Annotated in this window: 15 protein-coding genes; 8 read left to right on the top strand and 7 right to left on the bottom strand. The window is 72.7% G+C overall.

The genetic code is table 11. The features are described 5' to 3' along the window. The first annotated feature begins 130 nt into the window (after positions 1–130). The gene (locus tag ACFYXA_RS25680) at positions 131–508 is read left to right on the top strand and encodes a hypothetical protein (RefSeq protein WP_389036775.1); all 378 of its coding nucleotides are present in this window, start codon (positions 131–133) and stop codon (positions 506–508) included. A 100-nt stretch (positions 509–608) separates the two neighbouring features. Next, positions 609–1,646 carry an intradiol ring-cleavage dioxygenase gene (locus ACFYXA_RS25685; RefSeq protein WP_389036777.1) on the top strand — a complete coding sequence of 346 codons (1,038 nt, stop codon included), beginning with the start codon at positions 609–611 and terminating at the stop codon, positions 1,644–1,646. 85 nt (positions 1,647–1,731) lie between these two features. On the opposite strand, the gene ACFYXA_RS25690 is transcribed toward ACFYXA_RS25685, so the two are convergent. After that, on the bottom strand, positions 1,732–4,872 hold the full coding sequence (locus tag ACFYXA_RS25690; protein WP_389036780.1) for an FG-GAP repeat domain-containing protein: 3,141 nt from the start codon (positions 4,870–4,872) through the stop codon (positions 1,732–1,734). A gap of 204 nt (positions 4,873–5,076) precedes the next feature. On the opposite strand from ACFYXA_RS25690, the gene ACFYXA_RS25695 reads away from it, so the two are divergent. Next, positions 5,077–6,417 carry a polysaccharide lyase family 1 protein gene (locus tag ACFYXA_RS25695; RefSeq protein WP_389036782.1) on the top strand — a complete coding sequence of 447 codons (1,341 nt, stop codon included), beginning with the start codon at positions 5,077–5,079 and terminating at the stop codon, positions 6,415–6,417. Between the two features lie 79 nt (positions 6,418–6,496). On the opposite strand, the gene metG (ACFYXA_RS25700) is transcribed toward ACFYXA_RS25695, so the two are convergent. The 3 genes from metG (ACFYXA_RS25700) to ACFYXA_RS25710 form a co-directional block, all read right to left on the bottom strand. Next, positions 6,497–8,092 carry a methionine--tRNA ligase gene (metG, locus tag ACFYXA_RS25700; RefSeq protein WP_389036785.1) on the bottom strand — a complete coding sequence of 532 codons (1,596 nt, stop codon included), beginning with the start codon at positions 8,090–8,092 and terminating at the stop codon, positions 6,497–6,499. Continuing rightward, on the bottom strand, positions 8,089–9,819 hold the full coding sequence (gene metG, locus ACFYXA_RS25705; protein ID WP_389036788.1) for a methionine--tRNA ligase: 1,731 nt from the start codon (positions 9,817–9,819) through the stop codon (positions 8,089–8,091). The genes metG (ACFYXA_RS25700) and metG (ACFYXA_RS25705) overlap by 4 nt, the downstream gene beginning before the upstream one ends. A gap of 168 nt (positions 9,820–9,987) precedes the next feature. After that, entirely contained in the window at positions 9,988–11,781 is a 1,794-nt protein-coding gene (locus tag ACFYXA_RS25710) for a VWA domain-containing protein (protein ID WP_389036791.1), read from the bottom strand. 253 nt (positions 11,782–12,034) lie between these two features. On the opposite strand from ACFYXA_RS25710, the gene ACFYXA_RS25715 reads away from it, so the two are divergent. After that, positions 12,035–14,110, top strand: a complete 2,076-nt coding sequence (locus tag ACFYXA_RS25715) for a PhoX family protein (RefSeq protein ID WP_389036793.1) — start codon at positions 12,035–12,037, stop codon at positions 14,108–14,110. 51 nt (positions 14,111–14,161) lie between these two features. Here ACFYXA_RS25715 and ACFYXA_RS25720 read toward each other — a convergent pair whose 3' ends face one another. After that, positions 14,162–15,121: a hypothetical protein gene (locus tag ACFYXA_RS25720; protein ID WP_389036795.1), complete on the bottom strand. Its 960-nt coding sequence runs from the start codon at positions 15,119–15,121 to the stop codon at positions 14,162–14,164. Positions 15,122–15,527: 406 nt separating this feature from the next. Further along, the gene (locus ACFYXA_RS25725) at positions 15,528–15,983 is read right to left on the bottom strand and encodes a hypothetical protein (protein WP_389036798.1); all 456 of its coding nucleotides are present in this window, start codon (positions 15,981–15,983) and stop codon (positions 15,528–15,530) included. Between the two features lie 188 nt (positions 15,984–16,171). Here ACFYXA_RS25725 and ACFYXA_RS25730 point away from each other — a divergent pair, with 188 nt between their 5' ends. Further along, positions 16,172–17,269 carry a PP2C family protein-serine/threonine phosphatase gene (locus ACFYXA_RS25730; protein WP_389037170.1) on the top strand — a complete coding sequence of 366 codons (1,098 nt, stop codon included), beginning with the start codon at positions 16,172–16,174 and terminating at the stop codon, positions 17,267–17,269. Positions 17,270–17,414: 145 nt separating this feature from the next. Then, positions 17,415–18,707, top strand: a complete 1,293-nt coding sequence (locus tag ACFYXA_RS25735; protein ID WP_389036801.1) for a hypothetical protein — start codon at positions 17,415–17,417, stop codon at positions 18,705–18,707. A gap of 10 nt (positions 18,708–18,717) precedes the next feature. Here the strand turns inward: ACFYXA_RS25735 and ACFYXA_RS25740 are convergent, their stop codons facing one another. Further along, entirely contained in the window at positions 18,718–18,906 is a 189-nt protein-coding gene (locus ACFYXA_RS25740; RefSeq protein ID WP_389036804.1) for a hypothetical protein, read from the bottom strand. 179 nt (positions 18,907–19,085) lie between these two features. Here ACFYXA_RS25740 and ACFYXA_RS25745 point away from each other — a divergent pair, with 179 nt between their 5' ends. Both ACFYXA_RS25745 and ACFYXA_RS25750 read left to right on the top strand, forming a co-directional pair. Then, positions 19,086–20,429: a tetratricopeptide repeat protein gene (locus tag ACFYXA_RS25745; RefSeq protein WP_389036807.1), complete on the top strand. Its 1,344-nt coding sequence runs from the start codon at positions 19,086–19,088 to the stop codon at positions 20,427–20,429. Between the two features lie 204 nt (positions 20,430–20,633). Next, on the top strand, positions 20,634–21,350 hold the full coding sequence (locus tag ACFYXA_RS25750) for a GAF and ANTAR domain-containing protein (protein WP_352244629.1): 717 nt from the start codon (positions 20,634–20,636) through the stop codon (positions 21,348–21,350). Positions 21,351–21,459 lie beyond the last annotated feature (109 nt).

The raw sequence follows: 21,459 nt of genomic DNA on the forward strand, positions 1-21,459 counted from the left end.
TGGGCGGGCAAAGGTCGCCTTCCTCTCACCGGGGGCGCACAGGAATCACGGAGGACGCCCACAGCGGCCTGCCGTTCCATGGAGGGTGAGACCGGCGCGGGCCGGCGGGGCAGGGAGGAAAGCCACAGCCATGGGGTTCACGATCACGCTCTCGGTGCTGCTGATCGCGGGCGCGGTCGCCGGGATCGTCGTCCGGCGACGCGGCCGCCGGGTCCGTCGCCCGTCCGGCCTGGACGCCGAGGCGGAGGCGAACCACTGGCTCGTCCGGCTGGGCGGGGGCATGACCCCACCCGACCCGCGGACCTGGGAGGGCGCGGACGAGGGGGCGGCGCGGGCGCTGACCAGCGCGGCGGAATGCCACCGGCGGTCCCGGGCGCTGCTGGCGAGCGCGCGTACGGCGGCGGAGTACGAGGAGGTCACACAAACGGCCAGGGAAGGTCTGGAGCATCTGCGCCGGGCACGCGCCGGTCTGGGCCCGGCGTCGGCCACCGCGCCCGTGGACCGCTGACCCCATGAGACGGCGCGGCTCCCCGAGGCGGCACAGATCCATGGAACGGCACAGCCCATCCCCACGCTCCTGACAGGTCGGCCTTCTAGCTTCCTCGCTCATGACGGGAAACACGGAACACACGGAAGACAAGCCCAGCACGGTCGACAAGCAAGGTCCCAGGCACAAAAGGGATCTGACGCGCCGCAAGGCCGTCGTCGCCGGCGCCGGGGCGGTCGTCGCGGTCGGTGCGGGCGGCGCGCTGGCGGCGGGCGCGTTCGCCGGGGAACCCGGCAGGGCGAAGGGCGCCGGGGCCGAACCTAAGGCCTCGGCCGGCGCGAGGGCCTGTTACAAGCTCACCTCGGAGACCACCGAGGGCCCGTACTACATCGACGCAGACAAACTCCGCCGGGACATCACCGAGGACAGGGAGGGCATCCCGCTCACCCTCGACCTCACGGTCATCGACGCCGAGACCTGCAAGCCCGTCCCCGACGCGGCGGTGGACATATGGCACTGCGACGCGCTGGGCCTCTACTCGGGCTACGAGAGCCTGTCCACCGGAGGCGGAGGAGGCGGCGGGGGCGGCGCCCCCACCGGCGAACCACCGTCGGGCACCCCCACCGGCACCCCCACGGGAGCGCCCCCGAGCGGAGCGCCGACCGGCGGCCCCGGCGGCGGGGGCGGCGGACACGAGGAGCCGACCGACGACAAGCGGTACCTGCGCGGCACCTGGCGGACCGACCGGCAGGGCCGGGTGACCTTCAGGACGATCTTCCCCGGTTGGTACCGGGGCCGTTGCGTGCACATCCACACCAAGGTGCACGTGGACGGCAAGTGGACCGCCGCCGGCTACGAGGGCGGCCACGCCTGCCACACCGGCCAGTTCTTCTTCGACGAGCAGTCCGTCCTCGCCTCGGCCGCGGTGGCGCCGTACTCGACCAGCACCACCGAGCGGACCACCCTCACCGAGGACACCATCTACGACCAGAGCGGCGTCACGGGCGGCCTGCTCAAGCTCACGTATGACAAGAAGCGCATGGCCAAGGGGGTGCGGGGCTCGATCACCATGGCAGTCGACCCCGACACCACCCACGACGGCACAGACTCGGCGGCCCAGCCGGGAGCGTCGGCCTCGGCCTCCCCGACAACGAGCTGACCACAGCACCCGCACGCCAGAGCGGAGGGACCCGTAGGACCCCTCCGCTCGGCCTTCTTTCACCTTCTTCGGCTCGGACCCACCGTCACAGCAAAGCCCGGTAGCCGCCCCAGCCCTTCGCGATCAGCGTCCGGGGGAGGAACGAGCCCTTGCCGTCGCCGTAGTGGCGGTACAGGCTGCCGGCCGTGTCACGGGCCACGATGTCGTTGCGGCCGTCGCGGTTGATGTCGCCGACGCCGACCACCGCGTTGTACGACCCGCCCCAGCCGGCGGCCAGCTTCACCGCACCGCCGAAGGTCCCCTTGCCGGTGCCGAACCAGCGGAAGAGGTTGTTCGCCTTGTCCTGCGCCAGAAGGTCGCCGACGCCGTCGCCGTTGAGGTCGCCGACGCCGACGATCCTCTTGTACGCCTTCCAGTTCGGGTACAGCTGCACGCGGGGAGACAGGGTGCCGGTGCTCGTGCCCTTGTAGAGGTACACCGCGCCGGTGGCGGTGTTGCGGGCGATGAGGTCGGGGCGGCCGTCCTTCGTGACGTCACCGGGGGCGGTCAGGACGTCGTACTGGTTCCAGCCGCTCGCGCCGAGGGTGGTGTACGGCGTGGACGGCGTCAGGGCCGTGTCGCACCTCGGCTTGTAGAGGCGCAGGGCGCCGGTGCTCAACCGGACCAGCATGTCGTTGCAGCGGTCGCCGCTCAGGTCGCCGACCGGCACGGCCGTGATCGTTCTGGCCCAGCCCGTGCTGGTGCTCCACGCGGAGAACGCGCCGGCGCCCGTGCCGGTGTGGAGGGTCAGGCCGCCGGAGGCGTCGAGGGTGTGTAGGTCGCCGACGCCGTCGGTGACGCCGTAGTCCTGACGCACCGGCAGGCCCTGGCGCATGGAGCCGCTTCCACCGCTCACCGTGGTGGCGGCGGAGGAGCCGAGGCCGGTCACGACCAGGGACCAGCGGAAGAGGCCGTTGGGGAAGCGGACGCCGTTCGCGGTGAGGCCGTTCCACCGTGCCATGACCAACGAGGCGGCCGGGCCGCCGGTGAGCGTGCGGGTGGCCACTGTGCCCGGGCCGCTCTGCACCGAGGTCAGGGTGAGGGTCCAGGAGGTGACCGGACGGGACAGCTGCCAGCTGGAGACCCAGTAGTCGGCGGAGCCGAGGGGCGCGAGGCCGTTCAGAGACCACTTGAACACGGCCGGCGGCGACGGGGCCACCCCGGTGGTGGAGACGTGGACCCGCTCGTGCAGGTCGGTCCAGGCGACCAGGCCGGTGTACTCGTCCACCGTCCACCGGTACCGGCGGTCGGCGTCCAGGCCGGTCTCCGGGATCCGGGAGGCGAGCACACGGGTGGCGCCGGTGGCGGCCTCGGTCAGGACGAGTTCGTTCGTCGTGTGGTCGTGGCGGACGGTGTAGCCGTCTCCCAGCAGCACGTCGCCCGGGGTGACGGGGAGAGCCGTGCGGGCCCGGGTGTCGTACACGCCGGCCGATGCCGTGCCGCACGCCCAGTACAGCCAGCGGCCCGCGGCCTGGAGCTCGGTCGGGACGCATCCCGCGCCGGGCAGGGCGAGCGTGGCGAGGGTCTTCTCCTCGTCCAGGTGGTAGGAGGTGACCTGGCCGGTGACGCCGGTGGCGCTCCAGAGTGTGGGACCGTTCACGGCGGCGGCGCGAGCCGTGCGCTTCAGGCGCAACGTCCGGTTGAGTTCCGTGACGTACTGGACGGGAGCGGAACCGCTTGATTCGTAGATCACGTAGTCGTCGGAGACGTCGACGATGCGACCGCCCCAGGTGCCGAACTCCGCCGACGCGGACCGGGTGGCGTTCACGCGGTCCCGCGGCGCTTCGGCGTACGTGCGGCTGGTGAGGTAGACGTCGTCCGGCGCGTCGTCCGCGTTGCCCCAGAGCATCGCGCACCCGGCGCCGGGGTACGGGCAGGAGGCCTCGACCTCCCTGTCCGCCGTGGCCGCCGACGCAGTCAGCTTCGTGAGGCCGTCCGTCGTCAGCGTCCGCAGGGAGGTGACGTGATCGGTGGTCGACGGGCTGTCCGCCGCGACGCGCAGGCTGCCGCGGCTGAGGGCGAGGCCGGTCTTGGCGTACTCGGGAGCCGGGACCTGGAAGAGCTTCGTCAGCCGCGGGGCGCCGTCGTCGGCGAGGCTCACCCGCTGCGTCCACCAGTCGCCGGCGCCGGTGCCTCCGCTGACCAGGGCTTCGTCGCCGCCGGCGGGCAGCAGGTAGCCGTCACCCGTGGGGAGCAGGTCCTGCTGGGAGCCGTCGGTGAGCGACACGGCCGTCAGCCGGCTCGTCCCCGCGTAGGTCTTGACCGGCAGCAGCAGACGGTCGCCGGTGAGGACCGGTGCGCTGTCCGGCCGAGCCGGGAACGGCGCGGTGTCCGACCGTCTCGGATACGGCACCGTGAATGTCACAGGGTCGGCGGCCGGGTCGGTGCGGGACTTCAGCCTGAGCTCTCCGGTGGAGCCGTTGTACCAGCCGAACCGGTCGCCGCTCAGCACCGGGAACCCGGTCGTGAGCGAGGTGAACGCCAGGGTGGCGGTGGCCGTCTCGATGTCGAGGTAGTAGAGGGAGCTGTTGTGGGCGACCAGCACGCCCCGGGCGTCGGCGGCCGCCACAGCCTCCTCCTCGACGGTCAGCCGGTCGCCGGTGAAGGCGCGCTCACGGCGTTCGCCGTCGGGGAAGTCGACGAGGGTCCGGGCCGTGACGACCGTCTCCCCGGCGAGTGCGCGGTAGGGCTGGGCGGAGGTGACGGTGGACGTCCCCCGTGTCACCGGGTTCCACAGGGTGACGGACGTGCCGGACGACTCCGCCGGCAGGGCCACCAGGTCGGCGCCCGAGCCGTACCAGGCGGGTCGGCACCTGGAGGTCACGGTGGCGCAGGGCGCGGTCGGCGCGTGGACGCCGTCGGCCGTCTCCACGACGACGGTGGCGCCGGAGGCGTAGTCCGTCCACTGCAATCCGGCGACCCCGCTCTGCCGGTGCAGATAGCCGGTGCGGCCGGCGACGAGCGGCCGCTCGGTGCGCGGTGTGCCGGAGACCGGGTCGGCGAGCGTGATCTCGGTGGTGACCGCGGCGGTCCTGGCGGTCGCCGACGGGGTCGTCGTCGCGGTGCCGGCGGCCGGGTGGGCGGCCGCGTCGCCGCCGCCGGTTCCTACGAGGACGGTCGTGATCGCGACCGTCAGTGCGGAGAGCGCGGCGACAGGACCGCCGGATCTCCGGGCGTTTCTGCCCACGTGCTGTTTCCCTCCCCGCGAGAGCCCCAGCTCTCGCACAAGTGAGCGGACTTTAGCAGTGCTTTGCCGACTCTTCGCAGGTAGGGGGCCTGTGAGTGACCTGGTGAGAGGCAGGGGAGGAAAAAAATCTGACGGGGCGGCAACTTCTGTAACCGTGGTGGCCACTGAGAGGGCGTAATCGCTTTCTCTCGTAAGGATTCACCCGTGGCAGCTCCCTCCCATCGACGGTCTCTTCGCAAGCGTCGTGCTCTCGCCGTGTCCGCCGCCTTCGTGGCCGCCGCGGCCGGGGCCGGGGTGCTCGTGGCGAACGCCAGCGCCGGGGCCGTGGACCTGTACCACCAGACGCTCGCCGCCAAGGACGGCTGGGCGTCCTCGGGGACGGGGACGACCGGTGGCAGCAAGGCCGACGCCGCGCACACCTTCACCGTGTCCACCCGCGCCGAACTGGTGAAGGCGCTCGGTTCGGCGTCCGACACCACGCCCCGGATCATCAAGGTCAAGGGCACGATCGACGCCAACACCGACGACTCGGGCAAGAAGCTGACGTGCGCCGACTACGCGTCCGGCACCGGCTACTCGCTCCCCGCCTACCTGAAGGCCTTCGACCCCGCCACCTACGGCCGCTCCAAGCTGCCCTCCGGCGCCCAGGAGACGGCCCGCGTCGCGGCGCAGAACAAGCAGGCCAAGAACGTCGTCCTCAAGGTGCCCGCCAACACCACGATCGTGGGCGTGCCCGGCAGCGGCGCTGGTCTCACCGGGGCCATGCTCCAGATCCAGGGCGTGGACAACGTCATCGTCCGCAACCTCACCTTCGCCGCGACCGAGGACTGCTTCCCGCAGTGGGACCCGACCGACGGCGACGACGGCAACTGGAACAGCAACTACGACGCCGTCACCCTGCGCGGCGCGACCCATGTGTGGGCGGACCACAACACGTTCACCGACGCCCCGCACTTCGACAGCGCGAACCCGAAGTACTTCGGCCGCGAGTACCAGATCCACGACGGGGCACTCGACATCACCAAGAGCTCCGACCTGGTGACCGTCTCCCGCAACCAGTTCACCAGCCATGACAAGACCATGCTGATCGGCAGCAGTGACAGCGAGCCCGCCGGCAAGCTGCGCGTCTCCCTCCACCACAACGTGTGGAAGGGCATCGTCCAGCGCGCCCCGCTCGCCCGGGTCGGCCAGGTGCACATTTACAACAACATGTACGACGTGACGCCCCTCAACGGTTACGCGGTGCAGTACAGCATCAACTCACGTGCCAAGGCCCAGGTCGTCGCGGAGAACAACTACTGGAAGGTCCCGTCGAGCGTGAAGGTCGCCAAGCTGCTCAGCGGCGACGGCACCGGCGCGGTCAAGGACTCCGGCAACCTCGTCAACGGCACGGCGACCGATCTCGTCGCCGCCTACAACGCCGCGTCCTCCAAGGACCTGAGGACGACGGTCGACTGGACCCCGACCCTGACGGCCGGACTCACGCCCGCGACGAACCTGCCGACGGAACTGGCGACCACGACAGGCGCGGGCGTCCTGTCCTGACGGTCCCTCGAACTCCCGGGGAAGCGGTGACGGAGGGAACACCCGCTTCCCCGGGCCTGCCCGTGGCGCCCGGCTCGCGTCAGGCGGTGGGCTTCTCTTCCAGACGGGGGAAGAGGATCTCGCCCTTGGTGATCGCCGTGCCGGCGGGGAGACGGCCCCACGCGCCCGCTTCCTGGACGCGCTGGTCGGTGAGCGGACCCAAAGCAGGCTCGGCGCCCAGGGAGTCCCAGAGCTTGCGGGAGGTGTCCGGCATGACCGGGTGGAGCAGCACGGCGATCGCGCGGAGCGACTCCGCGGCCGTGTAGAGGATCGTGGCGAGGCGGGCTCGGCCGGCGGGCGTCCCGTCCTTCGCGACCTTCCACGGCTGCTGCTCCGTGAGGTAGCCGTTGACCTGCTTGACGAAGTCGAAGACCGCCAGGATGCCGCCCTGGAAGTCGAGTTCGTCGCCGATGCGGCGGTCGGCCTCGGCGACCGTGCGGGCGAGGGCGGCGTGCAGGGCCTCCTCGGCCGGGCCGTCGGCCGTGGCCTCGGGCAGCACGCCGTCGAAGTACTTGCCGACCATGGCCGCCACCCGGGAGGCGAGGTTGCCGTAGTCGTTGGCCAGTTCACTGGTGTAGCGGGCGGAGAAGTCCTCCCAGGAGAAGGAGCCGTCCTGGCCGAAGGCGATCGCCCGCAGGAAGTACCAGCGGTAGGCGTCCACGCCGAAGTGCGAGGTGAGGTCCTGCGGCTTGATGCCGGTCAGGTTGGACTTCGACATCTTCTCGCCGCCGACCATCAGCCAGCCGTTCGCCGCGATCCTCCCGGGCAGCGGGAGGCCCTGTGCCATCAGCATCGCCGGCCAGATCACCGCGTGGAAGCGGAGGATGTCCTTTCCGACCAGGTGGACGTCGGCCGGGAAGGTCGACTCGAACTTCTCCCGGTTCTCGTTGTAGCCGGCCGCGGTGGCGTAGTTCAGCAGCGCGTCCACCCACACGTAGATCACGTGCTTGGGGTCCCAGGGCACCGGGACGCCCCAGTCGAACGTCGAGCGGGAGATCGAGAGGTCCTGGAGCCCCCGCCGGACGAAGTTCACGACCTCGTTGCGCGCGGACTCCGGCTGGACGAAGCCGGGGTTCGCGTCGTAGTGGGCGAGGAGCCGCTCGCCGTACTCGCTCAGCCTGAAGAAGTAGTTCTCCTCGCTGAGGACCTCCACGGGCCTGCGGTGGATCGGGCAGAGTTTCTGCCCCTCGAACTCGCCTTCCCCGTCGAGGAGTTCACCGGGGAGCTTGTACTCCTCGCAGCCGACGCAGTACGGCCCCTCGTAGCCGCCCTTGTAGATCTCGCCCCGGTCGTACAGGTCCTGCACGAACTCCTGGACGCGGTCGGTGTGCCGCTTCTGCGTGGTGCGGATGAAATCGTCGTGGGCGATCTCCAGGTGCTCCCACAGGGGGCGCCAGGACTCCTCGACGAGCCGGTCCGCCCACTGCTGCGGGCTGACGCTGTTCGCCTCGGCGGTGCGCAGGATCTTCTGGCCGTGCTCGTCCGTGCCGGTCAGGAACCAGACCCGCTCGCCGCGCTGGCGGTGCCAGCGGGCGAGCACGTCACCGGCGACGGTGGTGTAGGCGTGGCCGAGGTGCGGGGCGTCGTTGACGTAGTAGATCGGGGTGGTGACGTAGTACGACCCGGACGCCGTCATGCCTCCTGGCCTCCGAAGCGCTCCTTGTACTCCTCCAGGTCGTCGTCCGTGAGCTTGGCGAAGAGGACCGGCGGGACCGTGAAGGGCGTGCCGGCGGGGACGGAGGCGAGAGCGCGGGCCTCGTCCGCGGTGACCCAGGTGGCGGTGTCGTCCGGGAGGGAGAAGGCCTGGCGCATGGCCGCCGACGTCGCCGGGATGAAGGGCTCGGAGACCACCGCGTAGAGGTGGATCAGGTTCATCGCCGTGCGCAGGGTGAGGGCCGCGCCGTCCTTGTCGGTCTTGATCTCCAGCCAGGGGGCCTTCTCCTCCAGGTAGGAGTTGCCCGCGGACCACAGCGCGCGCAGGGCGGCGGCGGCCTTGCGGAACTGCAGCGCCTCCATCTGCGACTCGTACTCGGCGAGGAGCTCGGCGATCTGCCCGCCGAGCTTCGTCTCGGCCTCGCCGGGCTCGCTGCCCGCCGGGACGTCGTCGCCGAAGCGCTTCCTGGAGAAGGACAGCACGCGGTTGACGAAGTTGCCGAGGGTGTCGGCCAGGTCCTTGTTGACCGTGGCCGTGAAGTGCTCCCAGGTGAAGGAGGAGTCGTCCGACTCGGGGGCGTTGGCGATCAGGAAGTAGCGCCAGTAGTCGGCGGGGAGGATCTCCAGGGCCTGGTCGGTGAAGACGCCGCGCTTCTGGGAGGTGGAGAACTTCCCGCCGTAGTACGTCAGCCAGTTGAAGGCCTTGACGTAGTCGACCTTCTTCCACGGCTCGCGCACGCCCAGCTCGGTGGCGGGGAACATCACCGTGTGGAAGGGGACGTTGTCCTTCGCCATGAACTCGGTGTAGCGGACGGGGTTGTCGCCGGCGTCCGCCTCGTACCACCAGGACTTCCAGTCCCGCGTCTCGCCGTCGGGGGCCTGGTCCGCCCACTCCTTCGTCGCGCCGATGTACTCGATCGGGGCGTCGAACCAGACGTAGAAGACCTTGCCCTCGGCCGCGAGCTCCGGCCAGGTGTCGGCCGGGACCGGGACGCCCCAGTCCAGGTCACGGGTGATCGCGCGGTCGTGCAGGCCCTCGTTCAGCCACTTGCGGGCGATGGAGGAGGCCAGCTGTGGCCAGTCGTCCTCGTGGCGGGCGACCCACTCCTCGACCTCGTGCTGGAGCTTGGACTGCAGCAGGAACAGGTGCTTGGTCTCGCGGACCTCCAGGTCCGTGGAGCCGCTGATCGCCGAGCGCGGGTCGACCAGGTCGGTGGGGTCGAGCACCCGGGTGCAGTTCTCGCACTGGTCGCCGCGGGCCTTGTCGTAGCTGCAGTGGGGGCACGTGCCCTCGACGTAGCGGTCCGGGAGGAAACGGCCGTCGGCCGGGCTGTACACCTGGCGGATCGCCCGCTCCTCGATGAAGCCGTTCTCCTGGAGGCGGCGGGCGAAGTGCTGGGTGATCTCCACGTTCTGCGGGGAGGAGCTCCGGCCGAAGTAGTCGAACGCGAGTGCGAAACCGTCGTAGACGGCCTTCTGGGCGTCGTGCGCCTGCGCGCAGAACTCCTCGACCGGCAGGCCCTGCTCCTTCGCGGCGAGCTCGGCGGGGGTGCCGTGCTCGTCGGTCGCGCAGATGTAGAGGACGTCGTGGCCGCGCTGGCGGAGGTACCGGGAGTACACGTCCGCCGGGAGCATGGACCCCACCATGTTGCCCAGGTGCTTGATCCCGTTGATGTACGGAAGGGCGCTGGTGATGAGGTGTCGAGCCATCGCGGGCTGCTCCCAGGTTGCTATGTACGGAACCTTGAAATCGTAGCCGACAGGGGTGTGCCGCCCGCTTCTCGTTTTACGGGGTGAGAAGGGGGCGGCACGGGGGTCGGTGACACGGGTGGCCGGGTGGCCGGGTGGCCGGGTGGGGCCGGGTGGGCGCCGTCGGGGCTACGGGCGCCAGGTGGCCAGTACGCCTTCGTAGAGCTCGGCGTCCGTGAGCTCCAGGGGGGTCGGGCCGGCGTGGAAGAACGACGTGTTGCCGGTCTTCAGTTTGCGCAGGTAGTCGAAGGCCTTGTTGTCGTGCTCGCCGAAGGCGACGAACGAGAAGAAGAGGGAGGGGTGGTTCTTCGCGGCGTCCGTGAGGGACTGGGTGGCGGGGGTCTTCGCGTCGGGGGCGCCGTCGGTCTGGAAGACGACGAGGGCGGGGGTCTTCGGGGCCTTCGGCGACTTCGAGGCCTTCTTGTGACGCGCCACGTGGTGTTCCACGACGGCCTCGACAGCGGCGTGGTAGCTCGTACGGCCCATGCGACCCAGCCCCGCGTGCAGGTCGTCGACCTTGTCCTCGGGGTCGGTGAGGGCGAGGTCGGCGGTGCCGTCGAGCTCGGTGGAGAAGAAGACGACGTGGACGTTCTTGTCCTCGGCGAGGTGGGCGGCGAGGGCGAGGGTCTGGTTGGCCAGGGCCTTGACCGAGCCGTCCTTGTAGTACGGGCGCATGGACGCGGAGCGGTCGAGGACGAGGTAGATGTCCGCTCGGGCCTCGGAGAGGTTGAGTTTCTCGAGGGTGGAGGCGGCTGCGGTGTGGGCGGTGGTGAGGTGGGGTGGGGTTGCGGGGGTGTCCTGGGCGCCGGTTTCGTGGCTGGCCTCGGGTGCGGGGCTGTTCTTGGCGCTGGTTTCGTGGCTGGCCTCGGGCGCGGTTGCGGCCTCGGCTTCGCCTTCGGCCGGGGTGTTCCCACCCGCACCGCCCGTGCGGGTTTCGTTGTCGGCTGCGGGTGGCCCCTGTGGGGCGTCCTCGCCGTCGGCGTCCGCGGGTCCGCTCTGCGCGGTGGGCTCCGCCGGTTCGGCCTCGGGGGCGGGCTGCTGAGTTGCCGGCTCCGTCGCCGGCGCGGGCTGCTGAGCTGCGGGTTCGGTCGGCTTCGTCGCGGGCTCGGGCTCCGGGGTTGCCTCTGCGACCGGCTCGGGCTGGGCCTCGGGTGCGGTCTCGGCTTCTTCCGTCACCTCCTCGGCCTCGCGGGTCGCCGTCGCCTCGGCTTCGGCTGCCGGCGTGAGCTCATCGGTCGAGGGCGTTGCCTCGACCTCGGGGCTTGCCGTGGGCTCTTCGGGGGTGGGCTCCGCCTTCAGCTCCGTCGCCGGGGCCTCCACTGACAGCTCAGGCTCGGGCTCGGCCGCCGTCGGCTCGGGCTCGGCGGCAGCCTCCTGCTCGGGCGCAGCCGACTCGGTCTCAGGCGCCGTCGGCTTCGGCTCGGCCACGGTCGACTTGGGTTCGGCCGCCGTCGGCTCGGTGTCGGCGACAGCCCCCCGCTCGGCCACCGTCGGCTCCTGCTCCGCCGCGGTCGACTTGGGGTCGGCGACAGGCTCCGGCTCGGTGTCGGCGACAGCCCCCCGCTCGGCCGCCGTCGGCTCCGGCTCAGACGCCGTCGGCACCGGCTCGGCCGCGGTCGACTTGGGGGCGGCGGCAGCCTCCGCCTCGGGGGTCGGGGGCTTCGGCGGCGTCGTGGGGTCAGGCTGCTTCGGGACCGTTACGTTGTCGAAGGCTGCCGTGACCAGGTCGTGTTCGTCGCCGGGTTCCGGGCGGGGGTCCGGGATGCGGGCCGGGGGCTGCTCGGGGGCGGCGCCAGGTGTGGGGGCAGGCGTGGGCGCTGACGGGGTTTCCTGGGTGGGAATCCGTTCCGCAGTCTCTGCCTCGGCGGTGCGCTCCTTGCGTGACCGGCCGAACGCGTTCCGCAGGAGAGAGAGAATGCCCATGTGCGCAACCCTTCACTGAGTTGAAGCCCGTCAATCCCTGGCCAGGACGGACACGTAAGGTTAGCGGCCCCCGGTGGTGATCTTGGGTAGGGGTGAGCGGGCGGGGAGCGGGCGTGTCAATACCGCCTCCGCTCCCGCTCAACACCCGTGCGGATGCCGGGGATTCACCCGTCGTTCACCCAGCGTCAGCGCCCCCGCACAAAGACGCCCCTAGCGTCACGCTCACACCACGGGCACGCAAGGGGAGAGTAAAGTGCGCAAACCGCTGCCGCTGATCGGAACGCCGACCCATTCGCATCCCGGCGGACGTTCCGCCATGACCTGCCGGTTCCGGTGTGGTGACGCCTGCCTCCAGGAGGTGCCCAACACCAGCGCCAACGAGTACGTCGGCGACGTCATCGCGGGGGCCCTGAGCCGCCGGTCGATGATGCGTGCCGCCGCCGTCGTCACCGTCGCGGGCGCCGCCGGTGCTGCCGGCGTCACCGGGGCCCGGCCGGCCGCCGCCGCGACGCGGGAGGCCGCGGCCCAGGGGACGTACGGGAAGGGGAAGGCCGCCCGGGGGCTGCGCTACTCCGCCGTCGCGCCCAACACCGTCGACGCCGTCGTCGTCCCCGACGGGTACCGGCAGAACGTCGTCATCCGCTGGGGCGAGCCCATTCTGCGCGGCGCTCCCGCCTTCGACCCGGAGAAGCAGACGGCCGAGGCCCAGGCCGGTCAGTTCGGGTACAACAACGACTTCCTCTCCCTGCTGCCGCTGCCCGGTGAGCGCGGACGGCAACTGCTCGTCGCCAACCACGAGTACACCGACGAGATCCTGATGTTCCGCGGTTACGACGCCGCGAACCCGACCCGGGAGCAGGCCGAGATCGCCTGGGCCGCGCACGGGCTCTCCGCCGTCGTCGTGGAGGAGGACCGGCGCACCGGGCGGCTGACCGCCGTGCCGCGGCATCCGCTCAACCGGCGCGTCACCGCGACCACCGAGTTCCGGATCACCGGCCCCGCCGCCGGGTCCCCGCTGCTGCGGACCTCCGCCGACCCGACGGGCCGCAAGGTCCTCGGCACGCTCAACAACTGCTCCGGCGGCACCACGCCCTGGGGCACCACGCTCCACGGCGAGGAGAACTTCAACCAGTACTTCGCCAACAGCGGCCGCGCCACCGACAAGCGGTACGGCATCGGCACCGGGGCCAGCGAGCGCAAGTGGGAACGGTTCGACAAGCGGTTCGACGTCGCCCAGGAGCCGAACGAGGTGCACCGGTTCGGCTACGTCGTCGAGTTCGACCCGTACGACCCGGACTCCACGCCTCGCAAGCACACCGCGCTCGGCCGCTTCAAGCACGAGGCGGCGACGGTCCGGCTCACCGACGACGGGCGGCCCGTCGTGTACTCCGGGGACGACGAGCGGTTCGACTACTTCTACAAGTTCGTCAGCAGCAAGCGGATGCGCAAGGGCGGCTCGCGTGCCGCGCGCGAGCACAACCTGTCGCTGCTCGACGAGGGGACGCTGTACGTCGCGAAGCTCACCGGGGACTCGCCCGCGATCGAGATCGACGGCACCGGGAAGCTGCCGGCCGACGGGGAGTTCGACGGCAGCGGGGAGTGGATCCCGCTGGCCACCGCGAGCGCGCGGGGCGCCGTCTCGCACGTGGACGGGATGACGGCGGAGGAGGTCTTCGTCTTCACGCGGCTCGCCGGCGACAAGGTCGGCGCGACGAAGATGGACCGGCCCGAGGACATCGAGCCGAACCCGGTGACCGGGAAGGTGTACGTCGCGCTGACGAACAACGGCAACCGCGGCGTCGGCACCAACGCCAAGGCCGACGAGGCCAATCCGCGCAACGCCAACAAGCACGGGCACGTGCTGGAGCTGACCGAGCGCAGGAACCGGGCGGAGTCCACCCGGTTCGCCTGGTCGCTGTTCCTCGTCGCCGGTGATCCGGACGATCCGGCCACCTACTTCGCAGGGTTCCCGAAGGACGCCGTCAGCCCGATCTCCTGCCCCGACAACGTGGCCTTCGATCCGCACGGCAACCTGTGGATCTCCACGGACGGCTCGCAGCTCGGCTCGCACGACGGGCTGTTCGGCGTGGCCACCCGGGGCCCGCGGCGGGGTGAGCTGAAGCAGTTCCTCACGGTGCCGAACGGGGCGGAGACGTGCGGGCCGATCATCCAGGAGCGGCGGGTGGTCGTGGCCGTCCAGCACCCGGGGGAGCTGGACGGGGCGTCCGTGGAGAACCCAAGGAGCGTCTGGCCCGACGGGGCCGGGAAGATCGTGCGGCCGGCGGTGGTGGCCGTCTGGCGGGCCGACGGGGAGGACGTCGGCGTCTGACCGCCCGGGCGGGCACGGTTCCACGGCTCCGAGCCCGCCCCCTCCTCACGGCTACACCTCGATCCGCGGCTGCTTCCCCGGGCGCGCCGAGTGCGCCGGGGTCCCCGCGGGACGCCGGCGGGCGAGGCGTGCTCGGTGGGTCAGCCAGGTGGCCGCCGCGGTGGTCAGGCCCAGCGCCACGAGCAGCCAGGACGCGGTGCGCAGGGTGGTGGTGAGGGCGTCGTAGACGGCGGCGGCCGCGGGGCGGTGGGTCTGGTCGGGGAGGTCGGCGAGGGTGAGGCGGCGGCCGAGGGACACCGCGAGGCCGAGGAGGGCGCCGCCGAGGGCCGTGCCCAGGGCGGTCGCCGTGAGCGCGCGGCGGCGGCAGGCGGCTAGGGCGATGCCGGCGGCGGCGAGGAGGACCGCCGTCAGCGGCAGCCAGAAGGCGGCGACGTCGAGCACGTGGTAGCCCTTCCGGAGCGTGACCAGGTCATGGGCCGGGAGCAGTGCGACCCGGGTGTGCGTGACGGGGATGCGGTCGGCGAACGGGGCGTGGTCGGCGGCCAGTTGGCGTTTTATGCCGTCGACCACGGGGGCCAGGTCGACGCTCACGTCGTCGGCGCGGTCGTCGTGCAGCGCCGTCATGACGGCCCGGTGCGCGGCCTCGTTGCCGGCGTCCCAGGCGGTGTGGAAGGCGCGGGTGTGGGTGAAGGAGCGCACCGCGTCGTGGACGAAGGGCTTCACCTCGGCGTGCAGGGGGTGGCGGCCGAGGGCGGCCTCGCGCAGGATGCCGTCGCCGACCGTCTCGGCGACCACGTCCCGGACGGCCGGATCGGAGGCGAGCGGGGCCATGGCGGCCACGTAGCGGCCGGTGTCGGTGAGGCCGTACGCGGCCCAGGCGGCCAGCGCGCCGCAGGGCAGCAGGAGGCAGGACACGGCGATCAGGGCGGCCGAGACGGCGTTGCGAAGGCGTCGGGAGGCGGCAACGGTGGTGACGCCGCGCGTCGTGGTGCCGGTGACGGTCGTGGCCACGGTTCCACCCCCTTGTCCGGAGTGCCGGGGTACCGGTGTGTCTCCAGGCAAGGGCGCGGGTGCGGCGGGCGCGAGCGGGGCGCGGCCGCTCGGGTGGCGGCCCGGAGGCCGGGGGGCGCTCCGCGCGGGGCGGCCTCAGGTGGAGCGTTCACCCGAACGGGTGTCTCATGGTTCTGGGGGAGTCCGAGAGCCTCGTCGGGCGGTGGGAGCGATCCCGTCCGCCCGGTGAGTGGAGGGATGAGGGAAACGCGTGGGCCCCGGCGATACCGCCGGGGCCCGCGTGCGTCGCCGGCTGCTGAGCACCGCCGGGGCCCGCGTGCGTCACCGGCTGCTGAGCACCGCCGGGACCGCGTGCGTCGCCGGCGCCCGAGCACCGCCGCCGTGTCCGCGCCGGCCGATGCGGGGCTCAGCCGATGCGGTGTCCTTCCGCGTCCTCGTGCGTGTAGTAGCGGTAGAAGAGCACCGCGAAGAAGCCGGCCGCGGTCACGAGCGAGATGCCCACGGAGTAGAGGACGCTCGTGCCGGACTGGTTGACCAGGAAGCCCATCGCGCAGCCGGCGAACGCCGCCCACAGCAGGGCGTGCAGCTCGCGCCGCCGGTGCCGGGCGAGGGCGCGCACACCGGCGTACAGCGCGATGAACACAAGGGCGGTCACGAAGCCGAACAGGACGTTCCAGCCGGTGATCGGCCCGCCGCTGCGCTGGTTGGCGGCGGCCCAGTAGCCGTAGACCAGCCCGAGGGCGACGGGCACCGCCCACTTGGCGATCAGGTGGGTGCGCGCGTCGAAGACGTCAGGCAGGGCGCCGCCGCCGGGCCCGATGGGCGTGCGGGGCATGCCCGACCCGGATACCGCATGAGCCATGAGAGCACTCCTCTCTCTCCTCGCCCCCGCCTTCCAGGGCACACCTGGGTGGGGTGCGGTGGCAAGTCGGCTGCCCGGATGCGGCAGGGCGCGGCGCGTGTTTCGCTGAGTCCGTGAGCGACCGTGGGCGTCTGGAGCTGCCCTACCGCTCCCCGCGGGCCCGGCGCCGGCACGTCGAGCGCCATCGGATGCTGCGGATCCGTGGCCGCAGCGTGACCTGGCTCGTGCCGCTGCTGACCCTCGTCGTCATCGCCTTCGTCGACTACAACACCAGCGGCGAGTTCCGGATCGTCTCGTGGTGCGTGTTCGTCGCCGCGATCGCCGCGGCGCTGTGCGGGGTGTGGACGACGGCGCTGTTCGCGGTGCTCGCGCTGTTCACCTACGTCGCCGCGGACGCCGCCTGGCCGGTCCAGTACCGGGCGGGGCCGGCCGACTTCGTCCTCGTCCTCGCCGGCGGCATCCTCTCCGTCCTCGCCGCCGCGGTCCGGGTGCGCGGCGAGCAGCGGATGCTGCACATGCAGCACATCGCCGCGACCACCCGCCGCACGGTGCTGCGGCCGCTGCCGCCCGGCTGGGGCGGCCTCGACCACGCCGAGGAGTATCTCGCCGCGGACGCCGACGCCCGTATGGGCGGCGACTTCTACGACATCCAGCCCGGCCCGAACGGCACCCGCGTCCTCCTCGGTGACGTGCAGGGCAAGGGACTCGGCGCGGTGGAGGCGGCCGCCGCGCTGCTGGGGACCTTCCGCGAGGCCGCGTACCACGAGCCGGAACTCGCGACCGTCGCCGGCCGGCTGGAGACCCGGATGCGGCGGCACCGCGGCCACACCGTGGCCCTCGGCCGCGACGACGGCGACCGCTTCGCCACCGCCGTGCTGCTGGGGTTCCCCGACGGGGAGGCGGGGGCCGTGGAGGTCGTCGACTTCGGGCACGAGCCGCCGCTCGCGGTCGGTCCCGGCGGCGTACGGCTGCTGCCGCTGGCCGAGGGGCTCCCGCTCGGTCTCGCCGAGCTCACCGACGGCGATCCGCCGCCCGTGCTGCGGACCGCGCTCGCGCCCGGGGAGACGCTGCTGCTCGTCACCGACGGGGTCACCGAGGCCCGGGACCGGGAGGGCGCGTTCTACCCGCTCGTAGAGGACGTCGCCGCCGCGCTCGCCAGGGATCCGCGCATCGCCGATCCCGCCCGCCTGGTCGCCTTCGTCCGCGACCGCACGCTGAGGCACTGCGGCGGACGTCTCGCCGACGACACGACGATCTTCGCGGTGCGGAGGGAAGGGAGGGCTTGACGGGCTCAGGCGCGGCGGGGGTGGGCGGGGTCGACGAACGCTCCCTGGACGAACGCTCCGTATGGGGACGTTTGACGGGCTGAGGCCCTTCTCCGTCGGCGCAGCGGTTACCGTGCTGACGTACGTGATCGACAGGGGAGGGACCATGCCCGGAACCGTGCTGCTGCTCGCGGCCTCGCCGGCGGGCAAGGGGTGCCTGGTGGACGCGGCCTCGGTGCTCCCCGTGCTCGCGGCGGTGCCGCCGGCCGTGCTGGCCGGTACCGAGACCGCGAACGTCGTCGAGCTCGCCGATCCGCTGGAGCCGCAGGCCGTCCTCACCCGGCTGCGGGCCGCGGCGGCCTCGCCGGGGCCGTTGACCCTGTTCGTCACCGGGCAGCTCCAGCTCGACCGGCGTCAGCGGCTGCCACATCTCGCGCTGGCCCGGACCACGCCGGCGACCGTGCGGTACACCGGGTTCCCCTGGCACTGGTTCCGTGAGGAGCTGCGGCTGCGGGCGGCGGGGACGACGACTCTCGTCCTCGATCTGCACGCCGACGCGGAGAGCTGGGTGTGGCTGCGGGCGAACGCCCTGGACTGCGGGCCGACGGTGGCCGTGCACGGGCGGATCGCGCCGCCGCCCGGATGGCGGAGGGTCGCTGTGCCGACGTACATGAAGGCCGTGGCCACGGTGCTGCGCAGCGGCGGCCGGCCTCCGCTGGAGCAGCTGCACCACATGGCGGCGGCGCGGATCGCGGGCGAGGGGGAAGTGGGGGACCTGGTCCTGTCGGGCACGGGGACCGGCCTTCCGAGCGGCGGGAGCATGGGCGCGAGCGCGGGCATGGGTGTGCGCGCGGGCGCAGGTGTAGGAACGGGCGCAGGTGTAGCAACGGGCGCGGGCGCAGGAACGGGTGCGGTCGCGCCCCCGCGTACGGAGCCGGGAGCCGCCCCCGCCACCCCCGCCCCCTCCGGCCCGCTCCCCCCGCTCCCCGCCCACCTCCCCGGCGCCCCCTTCCCGCCGGCCCCGGTCGACACCGATCCCCACCTCGCCATCGCCGCCGCCGTCCAGGCCGGGCGGCACGCCGACGCCGACGCTCTCGCCGCCCGCTGGGAGCGGTCCGCCGCCGTCGAGCACGGGGCGGGGTCGGAGGAGACGCTGCACTGGGCCGAGGTGCGGGCCGACCTGGCGATGTTCGCGGGGGACGCGGCGCGCAGCTGCCGTGCGTGGATGGCGGTGGCCGGCGCCCGGCTGACCGCGGGACAGCCCGCCGACGCCCCCGCGGTGGAGGCGGCCGTGGACCGGGCGCACCACCAGTGGGGACGCATCGGCGAGACGGACAGCGCCCGTGAACTGGGCCCGGCTCTCGCGGAGTTGCGCGCCCGGGTCCCCGGCCGCCGGGAAGGCGCCCTGGACCACGTCCACCGTCAACTGCGCAGGCTGCAGCTCCAGACGCAGAGTTGAGCCCGCGACCTCAGCGCACGCCGGTCCGCGCCGCCGAGGAGCCCGTGCCGGGATCGACGTGGGTGGTGTGCTCGGTGCGGGAGGGTTCCGCCCCTCGGGTCGGGCCCGCGTTCGCGGCCAGGACCAGGGCGGTCACGGCGATGAGGGCGGCGGCGAGTCCCCTGGTGAGACGCCCGGGGGTGTCGGTGCGTTCGAGCACGGCTACCTCGCAGGAGCGGCAGGAGCAACAGAGCGCGGGAGCGACAGAGCGGCTTTGCGTGACAGGAGTGCGAACCGCGGCTGTCGCGAGTTAAGCATCGTCCGTACGGATGCTTAACCCGCCGTTTAACCTAGGCGCTGGGGGAGCCGAACGGCAAGGGGCAACAGGGGAGTTGGGCGATGGCGGACCGCGATGATCCCAGCGTCATCGGCAGAAGAGTGCAGCAGTTCCGCATCGAACGCGGTCTGACTCAGAAGCAGTTGGCGGAGCCGGCTTACACGCCCGCCTACATCTCCACCCTAGAGTCCGGCCGGGTGCGGCCCTCGGACGACGCGCTCAGGCATCTCGCCGACCGGCTCGGCGTCGAGTTCGACGAGCTCGCCACCGGGCGCTCGGCCCGGCTGGTCACCGGGCTGCGGCTGCGCCTCACGGACGCACAGCGCACCCTCGCCACGGGCGCCACCGAGGCGGCGGCCGAGGCGTTCGAGTCGGTGCTCGCCGAGGCCGAGGAGCACGCCCTGACGGCCGAAGTGGCCGCCGCCCTCCTCGGACTCGGCGAATGCGGGCTGCTCACGGGCGAACTGGAGGTCGCACGGGGGTACTTCGAGCGCGCCGAGCGGACCCTCGCCGACGCGCCGCTGCCCGCCCGGGTCCCCGCCCTCCGCGGCCGTGCCGTCTCCCACTACCTGGCCGGGGAACTCCGCTACGCCGTCTACCTGTTGGAGTCCACCCTCGACGAACTCAACCGCGGCGGACTGCACGACCCGGACGCGCTGCTCCTCCTCTACGCCAGCGTCATCGGCCCCTACATGGACATGGGCGCCCAGGCCCGCGCCGCCCAGGCCGCCGAACTCGCCCTCGCGCTCGCCCCGCAGGCCGGCGACCCGGAACTGGTCGCGCGGATGCACCGGTCCGTCGCCCGCACGCTCCTCGCCGAGGGACGCGTCGCCGAGGCCGACGCCTCCCTCGCCAAGGCGGCCGAGCTGTACCGGCAGTTGCAGATCCGCACCGAGCTCGCCAACTGCCACTGGATGCGCGGTTACGTGTGCGCGCAGAACGGCGAACTGGAGCGCGCCGAGAGCGAGATGCGGCTCGCCCTGGACATGCTCGCCGCCAAGCGGGCCGCCCTCTACTCCAGCCAGGTCGCCGTCGAGCTGGCCGACGTGCTGCACCGGCGCGGCAAGTCCGAGGAGGCCGCCGCGCTGCTGCGCGGGGTGCTCAGCGACTTCACCGCCGAGCGCGGGGCCCTGCACTCGGCGGCGGCGCACCGGCTGCTCGGCATCATCGCGGAGGACGCCCGCGACACCGACACCGCCGAGGAGCACTACGTACGCGCCCTCAGCCTGCTGGAGCGGGCCGGCGCGGCCGGTGACCTCGCCGACCTGTGCCGGCTGCTCGGCGATCTGCTGCGCCGTACGGGGCGGGTCGAGGCCGCGCTCGACGCCTACCGCACCGGCCTGGGCCACCGCACGGCCCCGGGCACGACGACGCTGGGCCCGGCCCCGGCGCAGCCGCCGCTGTAGGGGCTGTCCGGCGGATCATGCCGCAGACGCCGATGAGTCACCGCTGCCTTCCTGCGACTTGATCCGCCGGACAGCCCCTGGCGCCCGAGCCGCGCGGACCCCGTGCGAGAAGCCGTGTCGTCGCCGGTTTCCGTCGGGGGCGGCGGGGTTACCCGGCCCGACGACGAAGAGACGTAGGGGAGCCCGTGCGCGGAGGTGGTCGCCGTGCGCGATCGGGAACGGGAGCCGGCCGCCGAGGTGCTCGCCCGGGCGGTGCGGGGCGTCGAACCCGGTGACGTGCCGGACCGGCTGTGCGCAGCCGCGGTGCGGCTGCTGCCGGTGAGCGGGGCGAGCGTGTCGCTGTGCGGGGACGGGATGCCCGTGCCGTTGAGCGCGAGCGGCGCGCGGGCCGCGCACCTCATGGAGATGCAGGCCACGCTGGGCGACGGGCCGTGTCTGCGGGCGGCGGAGACCGGCGCGCCCGTCTTCGCCCGCGATCTCACGGCCGGCCGGGACGCCTCACGCTGGCCGGTGTTCGCCCAGCAGGCCGCGGCGGCCGGCGTGCGCGCGGTGTACGCGCTGCCGTTGGGCGACCGTTCGGTGTGCGTGGGCACCCTCGACCTCTACCGTGACGTGCCCGGCGATCTGGCCGCCGACGAGGTGCGTACGGCCCGGCTGGTGGCGGACGCGCTGACGGTGGCGCTGATGGCGCTGCCGCGCGGGGAGGAGGCGGGCCGGCGCGGCGACGGGCTGTGGCTGAGCCCGCTGGCCACCGACCACGACGAGGTGTACCAGGCGGTGGGCATGGTCATGGCCCAGCGGAAGGTGGCCTCCGCCGAGGCGCTCGCCCTGCTGCGCGCCCACGCGTTCGCGGCGGGCCGCACGGTGCTGGACGTGGCGCACGAGGTGGTCGCCAGAGAGACCCGCTTCGACCCGGACTGACGCCGGGCGCGCCACCGGAGACCGGGCGGACTGACGCCGGGCGCGCCACCGCAGACCGGGCGGACCGACCCCGAGCACGCCCCCCGCAGACCCGGCGGACCGGCGCCCG

It is taken from the genome of Streptomyces sp. NPDC002566, from assembly GCF_042889585.1.
Taxonomy (GTDB): Bacteria; Actinomycetota; Actinomycetes; order Streptomycetales; family Streptomycetaceae; genus Streptomyces.

What these genes read in the sequence shown, in the direction of transcription:
- ACFYXA_RS25680 (WP_389036775.1), top strand. Translation starts at nt 131, where the DNA reads ATGGGGTTCACGATCACGCTCTCGGTGCTGCTGATCGCGGGCGCGGTC.
- ACFYXA_RS25685 (WP_389036777.1), top strand. Translation starts at nt 609, where the DNA reads ATGACGGGAAACACGGAACACACGGAAGACAAGCCCAGCACGGTCGAC.
- metG (WP_389036785.1), bottom strand. Translation starts at nt 8,092, where the DNA reads ATGACGGCGTCCGGGTCGTACTACGTCACCACCCCGATCTACTACGTC.
- metG (WP_389036788.1), bottom strand. Translation starts at nt 9,819, where the DNA reads ATGGCTCGACACCTCATCACCAGCGCCCTTCCGTACATCAACGGGATC.
- ACFYXA_RS25710 (WP_389036791.1), bottom strand. Translation starts at nt 11,781, where the DNA reads ATGGGCATTCTCTCTCTCCTGCGGAACGCGTTCGGCCGGTCACGCAAG.
- ACFYXA_RS25725 (WP_389036798.1), bottom strand. Translation starts at nt 15,983, where the DNA reads ATGGCTCATGCGGTATCCGGGTCGGGCATGCCCCGCACGCCCATCGGG.
- ACFYXA_RS25730 (WP_389037170.1), top strand. Translation starts at nt 16,172, where the DNA reads ATGCTGCGGATCCGTGGCCGCAGCGTGACCTGGCTCGTGCCGCTGCTG.
- ACFYXA_RS25735 (WP_389036801.1), top strand. Translation starts at nt 17,415, where the DNA reads ATGCCCGGAACCGTGCTGCTGCTCGCGGCCTCGCCGGCGGGCAAGGGG.
- ACFYXA_RS25745 (WP_389036807.1), top strand. Translation starts at nt 19,086, where the DNA reads ATGGCGGACCGCGATGATCCCAGCGTCATCGGCAGAAGAGTGCAGCAG.